This is a genomic window from Microbacterium sp. 05N427 (genome assembly GCF_056397105.1).
On sequence record NZ_JBFTMT010000003.1, the window covers coordinates 67,061 to 82,814 of the forward strand.

The window sequence follows — 15,754 nt, forward strand, 5'->3', positions numbered from 1 at the left end:
GCCCGGGCTGCGCCGGGGCAGATTCAGCCCCAGAGCGTCGTGCGCGGTTCCGCGGCGTCGAGCACCCTCGGGGTGCGGCGGGCGAGTGCGAGCAGCGCGAGGCCCTCTTCGCCTCTCAGCTCGATGAGCTCGGCCGCGCCGACGTTCTCCCGCCAATGCCGCAGGAACGCTTCGGCGTCGGCACGACGTCGGGCGATCACGCGAGGGATCGCGAGGAAGGCCGCCCCCTGCAGATCCGCATGCCGCATCGCAGCGACCATCCCGATGAGCGAGGCCCGGCCGCCGACGTCGTCGCGATCGGTGCGCAGCAAGAAGCGCGGGGCGGAGGGCGGCGCGAAGAGCTCCTCGAGCGCATCCGCGACGACGCGCTGATCGGGGCCCGAGACCTCGATCCGCATCCGATCGCCCTCGTCGCGGACGACGATCGCAGCCTCGTCGCGTGGACGGATCCGTCCCATCTCGGTCAGGGCACGGGTGAGCGCCACGGCCGCGCCGCGGAAGGACGCCGCGGGGTCGCGTCGTCGGCGGCGCTCACGCACCAGCGGTCCGACCCCGCCGCCCAGCGAAAGAGCCGCCCCCATCGTCACAGCGATGCCGACGCCCGCGGCCGGGGTGATCGGGATGGTGTTCGCGACGAGGGCGGTGATGCCTGCGCTCCCCGCCATGCCGAGCAGCACGGCCCACGGCATTGCAGAGCGGAGCGCGCGCGTGGTGGGGACGAGTGTGGAGACCGAGGCCTTCCGCACCGCGAGCGCCTCGCGTTCCTCCGCGACGTAGGTCTCCCCGATCCGCCAGGCGGTGCGGGTCGCGGAGCGCGGCCGCACCTCGGTGCGCACCAGATCGCCGAGCGCGCTCACGGACGTCTCCGGATCCTTGCCGAGCACACGGTTCAGCGTCTGGCGCGCGCCGTGCGACAGAGCGTTGCCGAGGCCGCGGACGATCCGGCCGTCCTCATCCGCGCTGAGTCCGAGCAGGTGGCCGTGCCGCCGGGTGAGCCGGCGCTGCTCCGTGGCATCGTCCAGGGCAACGTCGGCGGGGATCAGGCAGCTCACCGACCAGTTGTGCGCGACCTTCTCCGGCCACGTCGGATCCAGCCTCAGGGTGCGGCCGCGCAGCTGCGGGGCGCCCGTCGAGGTGGTCACGGTCGTGAGGTCGATCAGGGTGTTCACGGCGGGGCAGTCCCAGCCCTCGCCGAGCAGGCCTCGGGTGCCGACGAGGAGGCGCACCGATCCTGCCGACATCAGGGCCGACACGGCGGCGACGATGCGCCCGGCGCCGACCCCGGGGGCGTCGAGGTCGCGCCACGGGCCGACGCCGCCGGGGCGCACCTGGACGGCCGATCCCACGTGCGCCGTGAGCGCGGCGGCCAACTCCTCGGCGCGGGCCGCCGGCACGCGGATGCGGTCCGCGGTGAGCAGCACGGGGTTCAGGGTCGCGGTCAGCGGATCGTTCACGACGAAGTCGTAGGCGCGCAGCGCGCCGGCCGCGGTCTCGCCGACGAGGCCGCGGCTGTTGCCGTGCTCCACGAAGTCGGTCACGATGACGGCCTTGACCCGTGCGCCTTCCGCCCCGCTCAGCTCGAGCCGGAGGATGTCCACCGCGGCGCGGTCCTTCGCCTCCGAGAAGGCGAGGGTGGTCTCGACCGGATCCCTGCCGCGGCGGAGTCCCCGATCGGTGAGCAGCAGGCCGAAGTCGGCGAGGGCCTTCTTGACGTAGCGCCACTGCTGCTTCGCGTCCGGATCCGGCAGCAGGCGGGTGAGCGCGAAGCGCGCCAGTACGGTCAGCAGATCGTCGGTCGTGCAGCGCTCGAACAGCACGGGCGGCAGGATCGCGCAGAGCGGATGCTGCGGCGCGAGCGCGCGCAGCACCACGCCGCAGGAGCGCGTGAGCGGGAGGTCGTCGGCCAGGGCGCGCTCGAGCGCCGCGGGGGAGGGCGGCGGCGCAGCGGTTGTGGCTGCGAAGGCCTCCGGGCCCGGGACGGGCTCGGTCACCGCGGGCTCCGGCGGATCCGGATCCACGGGCCGCAGGCGCTCTTCGAGGTAGCGGATCCCGTCCGGGGTGGACAGCACCTGGGCGAGCAGGACGTCCAGCTGCTCGCCGTGCCGGCGGATGAAGGCGGCCTCGGCGGGTACCGGCTCGGTGAACCACACGTGGTCGCGGTAGGGCGCGAGATGGCCCTCCTTCACGACCGCCGGGGTGGGCACTTCGAAGTCGACCTCGCCCAGCAGCTGGGTGTAGTTGTCGTACTCCGTGCCGTCGGCCGCATCCGGCAGCGTGGCTGTGAGCCCGATCACCAGGCCGCGCCCGCCGCGCTCGCGGATCGCGCCGACGAGATAGGCGACGACGAGCGCCCAGTGATCCAGCAAGTGATGGCACTCGTCCAGGACGATGGTGTCGACGCCGGCGTCCACGATCCGCTCCAGGAGCGCCACCGCGTTCGGATGCAGCACGCGCGCGATCGCCTGAGGCCGCTCCCGCGTGAATTGCCGGCGGATCCGCTTCACCCGCCCGCGCAGGCCCGTGCGGTACTGCGCCGGGTTGTCGACCGCGAGCTCCGCGAGCCAGGTCTCCGCCGCGGCCTGCGTGCGGCCGCTGTCGACGAGTTCGTCCGCCCACCTCGCGCGGGCGAGCGCCTCGAACGGGGAGCCGTCGCCCGTGACGCTGAGCGCCTGGTAGGTGAGCGCGGTGAGGTCGCCGATGCGCAGCGGATCCGTCGACACCGCCGCGGCGTCGGGAGCGAGCGCGGCCGCGGTGCGCGCCCACTGCTCGCGGATCGTCGTGTTCGGAGCGAGCACGAGTGCGCGTCCGCCCTCGCGAGCGGCGAGCAGCAGCCCGAGCAGCGTCTTGCCGGATCCGGGCGGCGCGACGATGTGCAGTTCGGATTCGGATCCGGGGGCCAGCCGGGCCAGCACCTGCGCCTGGTACGTGCGCAGGGTGCCCGTGAAGCGCCAGTCCCCGAGGGGCGCGGTCGTCTCGGCCATGCGTCCCCCTCCGTGCCGGCGCCGACGACGCCCGCGGCACCGCCGGATCGGCACCGGATTCCGAGCGTAGCCGTCGCCGGAGCGGTGTCACGCGTCGAACGCCTCCGGCGTCGAACCGCAGCGTCCCCGGCGCCGCACCCGGACTCAGGACGTCGAGGTCGCGAGCAGCCGGGAACCGAGCAGCGAGCGCGGGGTCAGCGCCGCGGCGATCCTGTCGCGACGGGAGACGTGCGCATGCAGCCGAGTTCGGATCGCGTCGAGCGGCGGGCGCAGATCTTCGCCGTCAGGCGGGGAGCCGGATCCCTGGCGTGCATAGCTGGCACGCTCGATCGCGTGCACGAGCGCGTCCATCGCGGCGGGGTCCACGCCGCGCTCGCGTACCAGGCGCTCGCCGCGTGCGCGCGGCGACTCCGCGGACGAGGCGGGCAGGCCCAGATCCTGCAGCGTCGCGCGCAGCTCGGTCCACGCGGCCACGGCGTCCCCGCGGCCCGCGGCGGCACGGCGCCGCATCGTCTGCAGCCGCCGGATCAGGGCGGGGATCAGCAGCACCGCGAGCACGCCCAGGATCGTCCAGACCACCGGCAGCGCCTGCAGCGCGCTCGGCGTCGACGCCCCGGCGGCGCCTGCGTTCGGCACATCGAGATTCTTCGGATCCTTGGCGGCGCCGGTCGACGTGGGCGCGGGCGTCGCGCCGGCGGAAGGCGCTGCGCTGCCACCGGCGCCGGTGCTGTCCTCGGTGAAGGCGGTCGGGATGCCGCGGGTCGCGGTCGGCTCGAACGGCACCCAGCCGATGCCGGCGAAGTACACCTCCGGCCAGGAGTGCAGCTGGTCCGTGGAGACCTCGTACACGACCTTGCCGTCGTCGGAGCGGCGGTCGGTGGCCGTGCCGGGCAGGTAGCCGACGACGATCCGCGTCGGCATGCCCAGCGAGCGGGCCATGAGCGCGAACGCCCCCGCGAAGTGCACGCAGTACCCCTCGCGCACGGTAAGGAACCTCGCCACCGCGTCGACGTTGGTGCCGTCGAAGCCGTCGTCGACCGGCGTCTGCAGCGAGTAGCGGAATCCGGCGCGGAACCACGTCTGCAGGGCGATCAGCTTGTCGTAGTCGGTGGTGGCGCCGCCGATCACCTCGCGCGCGTTGGCGGCGATGATCGCGGGCATCTTCGCGGGCAGGGCGCGCAGTTCGGCGGGGACCTCGGCCCCGGAGGAGGTGGAGGCGCGGATCTGATCGAGTGTCGGCTGGAGCGCGGAGGTGTCGATCGAGTAGTTCTGGTCGGCGGCGTCTGCGTTCGCCGCGATCACGGTGCGGTTGTCGGCGGCGGCGTTCCAGCTGCCGTTCTCTCCGCGCACGGCCGTGGCCTGATACGGCACGGGCAACCAGGATCCGGAGATCCCGGCGGTGCGGATCGTGGTCTTGGTCTTGTGCACCGCGACGCCCTCCGGAGCGGCGACATCCCCGAACCCCTGCGACAGCGGCACGGTGGTGGGCCGGTCCGGCTGCCAGGTGGATCCGTCGAATCGGGTGAGGGTCGCGATGCGCAGATATGGCGGCGTGCCGTCCTGGGTGATGAGCGTGAGCGCGGTCGCAGGGGCGGGGCGGCGCAGATCCTGGCCCAGGTCGAGGGTCGCGCTCAGGGTGGTGCTGCCGCCGCCGACGTTGAGCCCGGACGCGGAGAGGGGCAGCAGCGGCGACACGATCAGGGCCGCGAGCACGGCGAGGAAGCCCAGCACGACGGCGGGCAGGCGCCGCGTGCGCAGGGGCGTGCCGGGATCTTCACGGCGGGCCGCGCTCGCCTCGTCCCGCGTCGCTGTCGCGGCACGCTCGGCTCCGGGCGGCGCGAACCGGACATGCAGGAAGAACAGGATCGTGAGGGCGAGTCCGATGAACCACACCGGGTTCGCGCCCTGGTGCACGACGATCCCTGGAACGGCGCCGAGCGCGGTGACCAGCACGGCGGCCACGAGCGGCGCGCGCAGCGTCACGAGCACGAGGTCCAGCACGACGGCGATGAGGCCCGCCAGGGTGGCGACGCTCACGGCGATCGCGGGGGACGCCACCAGGGGAGCGACGCCGCCGCGGATCTCACCGAGCGCGGTGGTGAAGAAGGCGTCGATCGCGCGCCACACCTCGGGCGTCGGCAGCAGCCATCCGTGACCCGCCTGCCGCCCGGTGAACATCGTGAGCGCGATCGCGCCCGCTCCGAGCTGCACGACGGGTACGGCGGGGATCGCGAGCCAGACCCGGACACGCCGCGTGAGAAGGCGCACGACGGCGCCCGCGACGACCACCGTCGCCGCGGTCACTGCGGCGCCCTCGCTCCAGGAGCCCGGCTGGACCACGGCGCTGAGCGGCCACACCGCCACGAACAGTCCCAATGCGGTGAGCAGCGCGGCGACCACGGGCCCGCCGTCCGTCCGGCGCTGCGGCAGGGGCCCTCCGTAAGCGCTTACGTCAGCGGACATGCGCCGACTCCTGCGAACCGTGTCCGGCGGGAGCCCCGGCCGCGCCGCCGGGCAGCGGCGAGCGGCGGCGCGCGGAACCGGCGTCCACCGTCGCGGATCCGGGCTCGGCCGCGCCGGTGTCGGCCCAGGCATCGGCCGGATCGTCGCCCAGCGCCGCCGCGCGCCAGCCCTGCGTCTCCGCGGCGGACAGCGCGTCCGACCCGGGGGCGGTGGTGATCAGGATCGGGGTTCCGGCTCCGCCGTGCGGCAGTGTGCCGGCGTCGGCCGCATCGATCGCGCCGGTGATCACGACGAGCGGACCGACCGTATGCCCCTCGCTCGCCGCGGGCAGCCCGTGGTCGCGCTCGCCGGAGCGGGGCGCGGTGCCCGCGAGGGTCACCAGCAGGCCCTCGCGCTCGTCCTCGGCGCCGCGCAGCCGGCCGATCAGCACGCCGGTCGCGTCGACCACGTCGACCGCGAAGCCGTTGTCCACGAGGTGCACGGCGATCGAGGCGCACGCCGTGACAGCACGGTCGAAGCCCTCGAGATCGGTCTCCCCGCCCGCGGCGACCCAGCGCGCACCGGCGCGGTCGAGGACGACCAGGGCGTCCGGGCTCGACTCCTGCTCCTCCTGTCGCACCATCAGGTCGCCGCGGTGGGCGGTCGCGCGCCAGTGGATGCGCCGCATCGAGTCCCCGGGGACGTACCGGCGAGGGGAGAGATTGTCCGCGCCCTGGCCGAGCCGGTGCGACGACGTCTGTGCGGTGCCTCCGGCGCGCCCGGCGCGGTCCGTCAGCCGGGGCAGCGGCACGACCTGCGGCACGATCGTGATCGGGGTCACATCGCCGAGCTCATCGGTGCGCACGAACAACCCGAACGGATCCGCGGTGCTGAGCCGCAGCGGGCCGAGCGAGGCGAGCCCGCGGCGCACCCCCGCGATCGGGTAGGTCATCGTCATGGTCGCCCCGCCGGGGATCCGCTCGGCGTCCTCCGGCGGGAAGGCACCGATCGCGGAGCCCTGCACCGCCGCAGGCAGCCCGTCGTGCCAGCGTCCGAACGGCGGTCGCACGAGCGTGCGGAGATCCACCCGCACCCGCACAGACGTGTCGTCGCCGACCGTGAGCAGGTCGGCGGCGACTGCGCGGCTGATCCGCGCGCGGCGGCGCGGAACGAACACGAACAATGCCGCCAGCACGAGCAGCGCGAACAGCAGCGCGGCCACATACAGCAGCACCGGCACAGCGAGCACGTTCGCGCCGATCACCAGGAGTATCCCGGTCAGGAGCGCGCTCACGCCGCGCCCGGTCATCCTCCGGCCGGGCGGATCCGCTGCGCGGCGTGCGCTCTCCCGCTGATTCACCGCGGAAGGCCCACCGGCACCGGGATCCGCCGGACGATGCCCTCGAGCGCCGCYTCGATCGGGCGCGCTCCGGCGCGGTGCAGCCCGCGGGCGGGGATGAGGCGGTGCGCGAACACGGCAGGGAGCAGCGAGGTGACGTCGTCGGGCACGACGTAGTCGCGCCCGTCCAGCGCGGCCTGCACCTTCGCCGCGCGCACGAGCTGCAGCGTCGCCCTGGGGCTCGCCCCGAGGTGCAGGTTCGGGTCGCTCCGGGTGGCCTGCGACAGAGCCACGGCGTACTCCTCGAGCGCCGGCGCGACGTGCACGGCCCGCGCCCACGTGATCAGCGCGCGCACGTCGCTCGCGGTCAGCACGGGGCGGATGCCGTCGAGAGGGTTGGCCGTGTCCCGCTGGCGCAGCATGAGGGTCTCGGCCTCCGCGTCCGGGTAGCCCATCGAGATCCGCATCATGAACCGGTCGCGCTGCGCCTCCGGCAGGGCGTAGGTGCCCTCCATCTCGAGGGGGTTCTGCGTGGCGACCACGAGGAACGGATCCGGGAGCGGCCGGGAGTTCCCGTCCACCGTGACCTGGTGCTCCTCCATCGCCTCCAGCAGTGCGGACTGGGTCTTGGGGGAGGAGCGGTTGATCTCGTCTGCGATCACGATGTGCGCGAACACGGCGCCGGGCTTGAACTCGAACTCCTGCGCGACCGGGTTGTAGACGCTCACCCCCGTCACGTCGCCTGGCAGCAGATCCGGGGTGAACTGGATGCGCCGCACGGTGGCGTCGATGCTCGCCGCGAGGGCGCGCGCGAGCATGGTCTTCCCGACGCCCGGCACATCCTCCACGAGCAGGTGACCCTCCGCGAGCAGGCAGGTCAGCGCACTGCGGACGGCGTCGTCCTTGCCGTCGATCACCTGGGTGATGGAGGACAGGATCGCGGCGGTCTGCCGGGCGAAGCCGGTCGCGTCGATTCCGGAGGCGTCGCGGGAGGCGGCGTCCAGGGCGGCGCTCGTGGCGACGTCGGCGGTGTTCGTGGCGTGCATGCGTCCCTCTCACCGGGCGCCGCGGTGCGCCCGCGTCTTGATCGTAACCCGGGGTGGGGACGGGATGGTCGGCTGCATCCTGTCGATTCGACGTGGCCCGGTCATCGTCAGGTCAAAGCAGCCATTGGGCCTACTTGGGCTTAAGGATCCATTGGTATCATTGAGACATGTCCGATGTGATGCTGTCCGACGCCAAGCGTCAACTGGGTGCCCTGGTGGAGCGTGCGCACGTGGCCCATGAGCCCGTGTTTCTGTCTCGTCGGGGGCGTCGTGTCGTGGCGATCGTCGACGCAGCCGACTTCGAGCGGATGCGGGAGCTTGCGGAGGACGCGGAGGATGCCGCCGCCGCCATCGCCGCGCGACGCGAGGTGGCGGAGACCGCCGAGTTGCCGGTGCCATGGGATGAGGTCAAGGCCGAGCTCGGGCTGGCATGACCTTCGCGATCGAGTTCGCGCCCGGCGCCTTCCGGCAGTTGAGGAAGCTGGATCCGGTCGCGCGGCGCCGGATCCAGGCGGCGGTGGAGCTGCTGGCGGACGAGCCGCGCCCGCCGGCAGCGAAGCCGCTCGTGAACAGCGACGGAGCCTGGCGCGTGCGCGTCGGCGACTACCGGGTGATCTACGACATCCAGGACGGCCGGCTGATCGTGCTGGTCCTCGCCGTCGGGCACCGCAGGGAGATCTACCGCGAGAAGTGATCGGCGGAGAATCTGGCCGCGGCGGTGCTCGGAACGAGGCAGGGGGACCGCGTTCGGCCCCGCCCGTGACCTCGGGTAGACTTGTCCTCGGCTCTCCGCGTGGCGGCACCCAGGCCAATTCCCCCAGGGCGGAAACGCAGCAAGGGTAACCAGGCTCTGCCGGGTGCGCGGAGGGTCTTTTCTTTTGCCCTGATCCGGTTCCGATGCGCGATCCGGATGAGCGAGGCGGATCGGCCTGCCGACGCGCTAGTGTCCGAACATGGGACACGACGAGCACAGGCCGGCCGTGTACTCCGCGGTGCCGAAGAACCTCACGGCTCCGTACGTGATCCCGCCGCTCGAGCACGACCGGGACGGCCGTCCGCGTCCTGCCGGTGCTCCCGCGCCCGAGCCGCCTCGGCAGCGGCGGTCGTGGACGCCCCTCATCTTCATCTTCATCGGCATCGCGGCGCTCATCCTGATCCCCGCCGCGCTCGGGCTCTTCGCCGGGCTATCGGAGCGGTCCTCTTCCGAGGGCACCACGCCGGACGGGGTCCAGCCGGTCGTCGAGACAGGCTCGCCCGCGTCACCTGCCCCACCCGTCTCGGCCGCCGACCCGGCGTATCCCGCCCTGGATCCTGCGCAGCTGGAGGCCCTGCTCCACGACCCGGCCGGTCACGAGGGGGAGCAGCACACGGCCTACGTCGAGATCCAGGTCGGCACGGAGACCATTCCGCAGAGCATGCGCGACAGCACGGGGCTCATCGGCTTCGTCGGCGCCATGCAGCCGGAGAGCACGCTGCAGGCAGCGGCGAATCCGGTCGCCCTGACGGCGGATCCTGGCGTCCTCGATGCGGCCGTGCGCGGCGACGTGCTCCGGATCGGATTCGTGGTTCCCTCCGCGGCGGGGCGCTCCACGGTGTACAACGGCGCCGGGATCCCCGAGCTGCGGGTCGTGACCGCGGAGAAGATCGCGTCGCTGCCCTGAACATCCGACGTTCGCACGCCTTCCCGCGGCACCCCGTGCGCACTACCCTGGACAGGGTGGCACGCAGACGTGCCGATCCGACAGATCCCGCTCTCAGCCACCCGGAGGCTCCGCCGTGCCCGACACCCCCGCAGCGCTTCCCGATCTGCATCGCTCGGCCGCCGTGCTCTTCGATCTCGACGGCGTGCTGACGCCGACCGCCGAGGTGCACATGCATGCCTGGCAAGCGGTGTTCGACGAGGTGTTCCTGCTCTGGGACATCGCGCCCGCGTACACCGACGAGGACTACTTCGCGTATGTCGACGGCAAGAAGCGCTACGACGGCGTCGCGAGCCTGCTGCGCAGCCGCAACGTCGAGATCGCGTGGGGGTCCGTCGACGACGACCCTGAGGCCGACACCGTCTGCGGGATCGGCAATCGCAAGAACGTGGCCTTCTCGGAGGCGCTGCGCCGTGACGGCATCGCACCGTATCCCGGATCCCTCGCTCTGCTGCAGGAGCTGAGAGCCGCGGAGGTGCCGATGGCGGTCGTATCCAGTTCCAAGAACGCGGAGGAGGTGCTGGCGACGGCCGGCATCCGCGACTTCTTCGCCGTGGTCGTCGACGGCGTCGTCGCCGAGCGCGAGCACCTCGCATCCAAGCCCGCGCCGGACGTGTTCCGCGTCGGCGCCGAGCGCATCGGCGTCGACCCTGCATCCGCGGTCGCCGTCGAGGACGCGACCAGCGGCGTCGCCTCGGCCGCCGCGGCCGGCTACGGCGCTGTCGTCGGCGTGGACCGCGGCGCCGGATCCGATTCCCTCCTCGCCCATGGCGCGACCGTCGTCGTCGATGACCTCGCCCGCTTCCTGTCCTGAACCGATCCCCTCACGGAGAGCACTGCATGATCGATCGCGACCTCTTCCCCGTCGACCCGTGGCGTCTGGTCGAGACGTCCTACCCGCATGTGAACCCTGGCGTCTCGGAGACGCTCCTGGGTCTCGGCAACGGGTACCTCGGCCTGCGCGGCAATCACATCGAGGGCCGCAACGCGCTCGAGCACGGCACCTTCATCAATGGTCTGCATGAGACCTGGAAGATCCGCCATGCCGAGCAGGCCTTCGGGTTCGCCGAGGTCGGCCAGACGATCGTGAACGCCCCGGATGCCAAGGTCATGCGGGTGTACGTCGATGACGAGCCGCTGAGCTTCGACGAGGCGGACGTGCGCGAGTACCGCCGCGAGCTCGACTTCCGCACGGGCGTGCTCAGCCGTGAGGTGCTGTGGGAGACGCCCTCCGGTAAACGGGTGCGCATCCGCGACGAGCGCATCGTGTCCTTCGTCGAGCGCCACCTCGCGGTGCTGCGCCTCGAGGTCACGGTCGAGAACTCCGACGCCCCTGTCACGATCTCGTGCCAGCTGCTGAACCGGCAGGACGGCGAGGACGTGTACGGCGGAGTGCCGTCGATGGCGGCGGGATCCCCTGGCGAGAAGGCCGGCTTCGATCCGCGCAAGGCAGAGCGGATCGGCGATCGCGTGCTGCAGCCCGCCGAGTACTGGCAGGACGGCGGGCGCTCCGCCCTCGCCTACCGCGTCGCGAACTCCGGCATGACCCTCGCCGTGGTCGCCGACCACCTGGTCGAGACCGACAACGAGTACACCGCACGACAGCTCGTGGAGCCCGACATCGCGAAGAACGTGTTCCGGGTGCAGGCGAAGGCCGGCGTCCCCACGCGCGTGACGAAGCTCGTCAGCTACCACACGTCCCGCGGCGTGCCGGCGCGCGAGCTCATCGACCGCTGCCGGCGCACCCTCGACCGTGCCGCGGTGGAGGGCGCGGAGGCGCAGTTCGCCAAGCAGGCCGAGTGGCTGACCGCGTTCTGGGAGCGCAGCGACGTGCGCATCGCCGGACACGACGACCTGCAGCAGGCGACCCGCTGGTGCCTGTTCCAGATCGCGCAGGCCTCCGCGCGCGCCGACGGCGCCGGCGTCTCGGCCAAGGGCGTGAGCGGATCCGGCTACGGCGGGCACTACTTCTGGGACACCGAGGTGTACGTGCTGCCGTTCCTCACTTATACGTCGCCGCAGTTCGCGCGCAACGCGCTGCGCTGCCGCGTGCACATGCTGCCCGCCGCGCGCCGCCGCGCCGGCCAGCTGAACGAGGGCGGAGCGCTGTTCCCCTGGCGCACGATCAACGGCGAGGAGGCCAGCGCCTACTACGCCGCCGGCACCGCGCAGTACCACATCAACGCCGACGTCAGCTATGCGCTCGGGAAGTACGTGCGCGCCACCGGCGACGACGACTTCCTCTATCGCCAGGGCGTGGACATCGCCGTCGAGACGGCGCGGATGTGGGCGACGCTCGGCTTCTGGCGCTCCGCCGCGGGAGTGGACACGTTCCATATCCACGGCGTCACGGGCCCCGACGAATACACCACGGTCGTCAATGACAACCTCTTCACGAACGTCATGGCCCGGTACAACCTGCGCTTCGCGGCGCGCGTGGTGCGGGAGATGGCCGCGGATGCGCCAGAGGCCTACGACGCGGCGGTGGAGAGGCTCGACATCGACCCCGCAGAGGTCGAGCGCTGGGAGCGCGCCGCCGACGCGATGCACATCCCGTTCAGCCCGGCCCTGGGGATCCACCCGCAGGATTCGCTGTTCCTCGAGCGGGAGGTGTGGGACCTCCCGGCCACCCCGGCCGAGCAGCGTCCTCTGCTGCTGCACTTCCACCCGCTGGTGATCTACCGGTTCCAGGTGCTGAAGCAGGCGGATGTGGTGCTGGCGCTGTTCCTGCAGGGCAACCACTTCAGCGAGGCGGAGAAACTCGCCGACTTCGAGTACTACGACCCGCTCACCACGGGCGACTCGACGCTGTCGGCGGTCGTGCAGTCGATCCTTGCCGCGGAGGTCGGATACCAGGACCTCGCGCACGAGTACTTCGAACACGCGATCTACGTCGACCTGGGCGACCTGCACCGCAACGCCTCGGACGGCGTGCACGTGGCATCCGCGGGCGGCGTGTGGACCGCGCTCGTCTGCGGATTCGGCGGGATGCGCGACCACGACGACGAGCTCAGCTTCGATCCCCGCCTGCCGACCGACTGGCCCGAGCTCTCGTATCCGCTGCAGTGGCACGGCTCACAGTTGCAGATCACGTTGACCGCGGATCAGCTGATGGTCGAGGTGCGCGCGGGGGATCCGGTCACGTTCTCGGTGCGCGGGGCCGCGCACACGGCCTCGATCGACGCCCCGGCGGCAGTGCATCTGGCAGACCAGGGTCCGGTTCTCCGCGGGCGCCCGGAATTCGGCTCGCAGGCCCGCCGCGAGGACGGCACGATCCTGTCGCCGACCGTTCCGACGACCTCGGCGATCCCGATCATCGGCTTCGCCGGAGAATCGGGGGAGTAGCCCAGGGCGTGGCGCTGGTCCCCGAGCCTCTCGAGGGACCGGCGCCCGTCGCGGGGTCGGCGCTTCCTCGCTCCGGCCTACTCGCCGTGCCTGATCTCGCAGTCGCTGCCTGGCGCGAGAACCGCCTCGTGTCCGTCGTCGTAGCGCACGACGAGGAGCTCGCCTCGCACCTCGAGGACCACGCCGGATCGCTCCGCGCCGCCCACCACTCGGCCGTGGATGCGGATCCGGTCGCCTGCTGCCACCTGCGTCATCGTCCACACCTCCTTCTTCAGGGTACGTCCGTTCGCGGGGCTGCGGCAGGGTTCTCCTGGCCTTCTCCTGCGCCGTCCGGCGCGGCGTCGGCTCCGACGCCGCGGACGTCCCGGCGCCGATGCCGGATCGCCCGCGCCGATGTCCGACGCACACCGTAGTCTTTACGGGTGAGCACAGCCCTGTACCGCCGTTACCGGCCCGAGAACTTCGGGGAGATGATCGGGCAGTCGCAGGTGACCGATCCGCTCATGACCGCGCTGCGCGGCGACCGGGTGGGCCACGCCTATCTGTTCTCCGGTCCGCGAGGCTGCGGGAAGACCACGTCCGCGCGCATCCTGGCTCGCTGCCTGAACTGCGCCGAGGGCCCCACCGACACCCCGTGCGGCGTGTGCCCGAGCTGTGTCGAGCTGTCGCGCAACGGCAGCGGATCCCTCGATGTCGTCGAGATCGACGCGGCCAGTCACAACGGCGTCGACGATGCCAGAGACCTGCGCGAGCGCGCGACGTTCGCGCCCAGCCGGGACCGGTTCAAGATCTTCATCCTCGACGAGGCGCACATGGTGACGCCGCAGGGGTTCAATGCGCTGCTGAAGCTCGTCGAAGAGCCGCCGCCGCACATCAAGTTCATCTTCGCGACCACCGAGCCCGAGAAGGTGCTCGGCACGATCCGCTCCCGGACGCACCATTACCCGTTCCGGTTGGTGCCGCCGGCAGCGATGCTCGAGTACGTCGAGAAGCTCTGCACCGAGGAAGGCGTGACCGTCGCCCAGGGCGTGCTGCCGCTCGTCGTGCGCGCCGGCGGCGGATCCCCGAGAGACACGCTCTCGCTGCTCGATCAGCTCATCGCGGGCTCGGAGAACGGCGATGTCGGCTACGAGCGCGCGGTCGCGCTGCTCGGCTACACGCATTCCGCTCTGCTCGACGAGATCGTCGACGCGCTCGCCGCGGGCGACGCGGCCGGAGCCTTCCCCGCGATCGACCGGGTGGTGCAGACCGGACAGGATCCGCGCCGCTTCGTCGACGACCTGTTGGAGCGGCTGCGCGACCTCATCGTGATCGCGGCGGTAGGGGATGCGGCCTCCGCGGTGCTGCGCGGGGTCCCGGAGGACGAGCTGACCCGCATGCGCGGTCAGGCCGTGGCGTTCGGCGGTCCGCGCCTGTCGCGCGCGGCGGACCTCGTGAGCTCGGCGCTCGACGACATGTCGGGGGCGACGTCACCACGCCTGCACCTCGAGCTGCTCGTCGCGCGCGTGCTGACCGCGCTCGCCGGAGGCGGGGAGGCCGCGCCCGCGGCGACTCCCGCTGCCGCTCCTGTTGCGACTGCTGCCGCTGCGCCCGCTTCCCCGGTCGCCACGCCGGATGCCACCGCGGCGCCGGCCAGAACCCCCGTTTCGGCGCTCCCGGTCGTTGAGCGAGGACGCGATGCGACCGAGACGAAACGCGGCGATTCCGTTGCCGACGCCGGCGCCCCGGCCGCGTCACCGACTCCGGCGGCTGCGCCCAGCCCGGTCCCTGAGCGAGCGCAGCGAGACGAAGGGCGCCAGCCCGCCGCATCTCCTGTCGGCGAGCCGGATCCCGTCGCCGAACCCGCTGCTTCCGCGCCTGCCGGTCCCGTCGACATCGACCAGGTCCGTGCCGCCTGGACCGCAGTGCTCGGGCGTCTGGAGAAGATCAGCCGCGGATCCTGGCTCGTCGTCACCGCGGTGCAGCCGCTCGCCTACGACGCAGAGACCGAGGTGCTCACGCTCGGGTTCCCCGGACCGAACGACGTCGCCCGGTTCAAGGGAACGAAGCCCGGCGACGGCCCGTCCGATCACCTGCGCGCCGCGATCGAGGGCGAGCTCGCCGTCAAGGTCAAGTATCTGCCGGCTCCGCTTCCCGAGGCGGCTCCCGAGCGGAACTTAGCCGAGAGCGGGAAGGCCCCGCGCCCCTCCGACCAGACCTCATCCGAGCCCGAGGACCGCGGGCCGGACTCGGCGCCGTCCTCGGCGTCGCCGCAGCGCACGGCTCCTGCACCGCAGCGCCCGGCTCCGACGGCTGCCGCCCCCGTCACGGAGTGGGCGGTTGCCGCCATTCCGCAGGGGGAGTCGGAGCCTGCTCCGCCGGCGGATGCGCCCCTTTCCGTGCCCGTGGCTCCCGAGCCCTCGGCGCCTGCAGTCGTGGCGCAGTTCCCGGTCGACGAGGAGCCCGCCGACGTCGAGGCGATGCCGGCGTCCGGCTGGTACGAGCCCGGGCATGACGGCGACGTCCTCGACGACGAACCGCCGTTCCCCGACGACGCCGACGACCCGGGCCCGGACGCCGGTCCTGGTTCATATGGYGGGGCTCACGAGCCCGCGATGGCTCCGGACGGATCGGCCGTGTCCGAGGTCGGCGGAGCGGATCCGGGTCCCGCACCCGCCGCACGACCGGGTCCGGGTCCCGCACTCGCGGCCGCCGTGCGGCCGGATCCTGCGCCGCGTCCCGCACCCACGATCACCGACCGGGCTCCGCGCTCCGGCGCTCCCGGCGTGCAGCGCTACGGCGAGGCGGTGGTGCGCCAGGTGCTCGGCGCGAGGTTCCTCCGCGAGGAGCCGTACGAGCCGCAGACGCGATTCCAGTGACAAGCCGCGACAGCGGCGACCAGCAGCAGTGAACGAGCGATCA

General features: G+C 72.5%; 11 protein-coding genes and 1 other RNA gene. 7 read left to right on the forward strand and 5 right to left on the reverse strand.

Annotation, left to right across the window (positions count from 1 at the left end; translation table 11 throughout):
- Positions 1-23: 23 nt before the first annotated feature.
- The 4 genes from AC1DG4_RS04105 to AC1DG4_RS04120 form a co-directional block, all read right to left on the reverse strand.
- Positions 24-2,981, reverse strand: coding sequence for a DEAD/DEAH box helicase family protein (locus tag AC1DG4_RS04105; protein ID WP_477376374.1), 2,958 nt, complete (start codon positions 2,979-2,981; stop codon positions 24-26).
- Between the two features lie 144 nt (positions 2,982-3,125).
- On the reverse strand, positions 3,126-5,444 hold the full coding sequence (locus tag AC1DG4_RS04110) for a transglutaminase TgpA family protein (RefSeq protein WP_477376376.1): 2,319 nt from the start codon (positions 5,442-5,444) through the stop codon (positions 3,126-3,128).
- Complete coding sequence (locus AC1DG4_RS04115; protein ID WP_477376377.1) at positions 5,434-6,717, reverse strand: DUF58 domain-containing protein; 1,284 nt, start codon at positions 6,715-6,717, stop codon at positions 5,434-5,436. The genes AC1DG4_RS04110 and AC1DG4_RS04115 overlap by 11 nt, the downstream gene beginning before the upstream one ends.
- Before the next feature lie 62 nt (positions 6,718-6,779).
- Complete coding sequence (locus AC1DG4_RS04120; RefSeq protein ID WP_477376379.1) at positions 6,780-7,808, reverse strand: AAA family ATPase; 1,029 nt, start codon at positions 7,806-7,808, stop codon at positions 6,780-6,782.
- Between the two features lie 167 nt (positions 7,809-7,975).
- Here AC1DG4_RS04120 and AC1DG4_RS04125 point away from each other — a divergent pair, with 167 nt between their 5' ends.
- The 6 genes from AC1DG4_RS04125 to AC1DG4_RS04150 all read left to right on the forward strand — a co-directional run bounded on the left by AC1DG4_RS04125 (position 7,976) and on the right by AC1DG4_RS04150 (position 12,853).
- On the forward strand, positions 7,976-8,242 hold the full coding sequence (locus AC1DG4_RS04125; protein ID WP_477376381.1) for a type II toxin-antitoxin system Phd/YefM family antitoxin: 267 nt from the start codon (positions 7,976-7,978) through the stop codon (positions 8,240-8,242).
- The gene (locus AC1DG4_RS04130) at positions 8,239-8,502 is read left to right on the forward strand and encodes a type II toxin-antitoxin system RelE family toxin (RefSeq protein WP_477376383.1); all 264 of its coding nucleotides are present in this window, start codon (positions 8,239-8,241) and stop codon (positions 8,500-8,502) included. The genes AC1DG4_RS04125 and AC1DG4_RS04130 overlap by 4 nt, the downstream gene beginning before the upstream one ends.
- An 86-nt stretch (positions 8,503-8,588) precedes the next feature.
- Positions 8,589-8,685: signal recognition particle sRNA small type (ffs, locus tag AC1DG4_RS04135), an RNA gene on the forward strand.
- Between the two features lie 76 nt (positions 8,686-8,761).
- Positions 8,762-9,469: a hypothetical protein gene (locus AC1DG4_RS04140; RefSeq protein WP_477420189.1), complete on the forward strand. Its 708-nt coding sequence runs from the start codon at positions 8,762-8,764 to the stop codon at positions 9,467-9,469.
- A 115-nt stretch (positions 9,470-9,584) separates the two neighbouring features.
- Positions 9,585-10,322 (forward strand): beta-phosphoglucomutase family hydrolase, encoded by a 738-nt coding sequence (locus tag AC1DG4_RS04145; protein WP_477376387.1) that lies wholly within the window; start codon positions 9,585-9,587, stop codon positions 10,320-10,322.
- Between the two features lie 26 nt (positions 10,323-10,348).
- Positions 10,349-12,853: a glycoside hydrolase family 65 protein gene (locus tag AC1DG4_RS04150; RefSeq protein WP_477376389.1), complete on the forward strand. Its 2,505-nt coding sequence runs from the start codon at positions 10,349-10,351 to the stop codon at positions 12,851-12,853.
- A 77-nt stretch (positions 12,854-12,930) separates the two neighbouring features.
- Here AC1DG4_RS04150 and AC1DG4_RS04155 read toward each other — a convergent pair whose 3' ends face one another.
- Entirely contained in the window at positions 12,931-13,107 is a 177-nt protein-coding gene (locus AC1DG4_RS04155) for a DUF1918 domain-containing protein (RefSeq protein ID WP_292722557.1), read from the reverse strand.
- Between the two features lie 168 nt (positions 13,108-13,275).
- Here AC1DG4_RS04155 and AC1DG4_RS04160 point away from each other — a divergent pair, with 168 nt between their 5' ends.
- Positions 13,276-15,711, forward strand: coding sequence for a DNA polymerase III subunit gamma and tau (locus tag AC1DG4_RS04160; protein WP_477376391.1), 2,436 nt, complete (start codon positions 13,276-13,278; stop codon positions 15,709-15,711).
- Positions 15,712-15,754 lie beyond the last annotated feature (43 nt).

Coding starts and splice junctions, on each gene's coding strand:
- AC1DG4_RS04105 (WP_477376374.1), bottom strand. CDS start 2,981: ATGGCCGAGACGACCGCGCCCCTCGGGGACTGGCGCTTCACGGGCACC.
- AC1DG4_RS04110 (WP_477376376.1), bottom strand. CDS start 5,444: ATGTCCGCTGACGTAAGCGCTTACGGAGGGCCCCTGCCGCAGCGCCGG.
- AC1DG4_RS04125 (WP_477376381.1), top strand. CDS start 7,976: ATGTCCGATGTGATGCTGTCCGACGCCAAGCGTCAACTGGGTGCCCTG.
- AC1DG4_RS04130 (WP_477376383.1), top strand. CDS start 8,239: ATGACCTTCGCGATCGAGTTCGCGCCCGGCGCCTTCCGGCAGTTGAGG.
- AC1DG4_RS04140 (WP_477420189.1), top strand. CDS start 8,762: ATGGGACACGACGAGCACAGGCCGGCCGTGTACTCCGCGGTGCCGAAG.
- AC1DG4_RS04150 (WP_477376389.1), top strand. CDS start 10,349: ATGATCGATCGCGACCTCTTCCCCGTCGACCCGTGGCGTCTGGTCGAG.
- AC1DG4_RS04155 (WP_292722557.1), bottom strand. CDS start 13,107: ATGACGCAGGTGGCAGCAGGCGACCGGATCCGCATCCACGGCCGAGTG.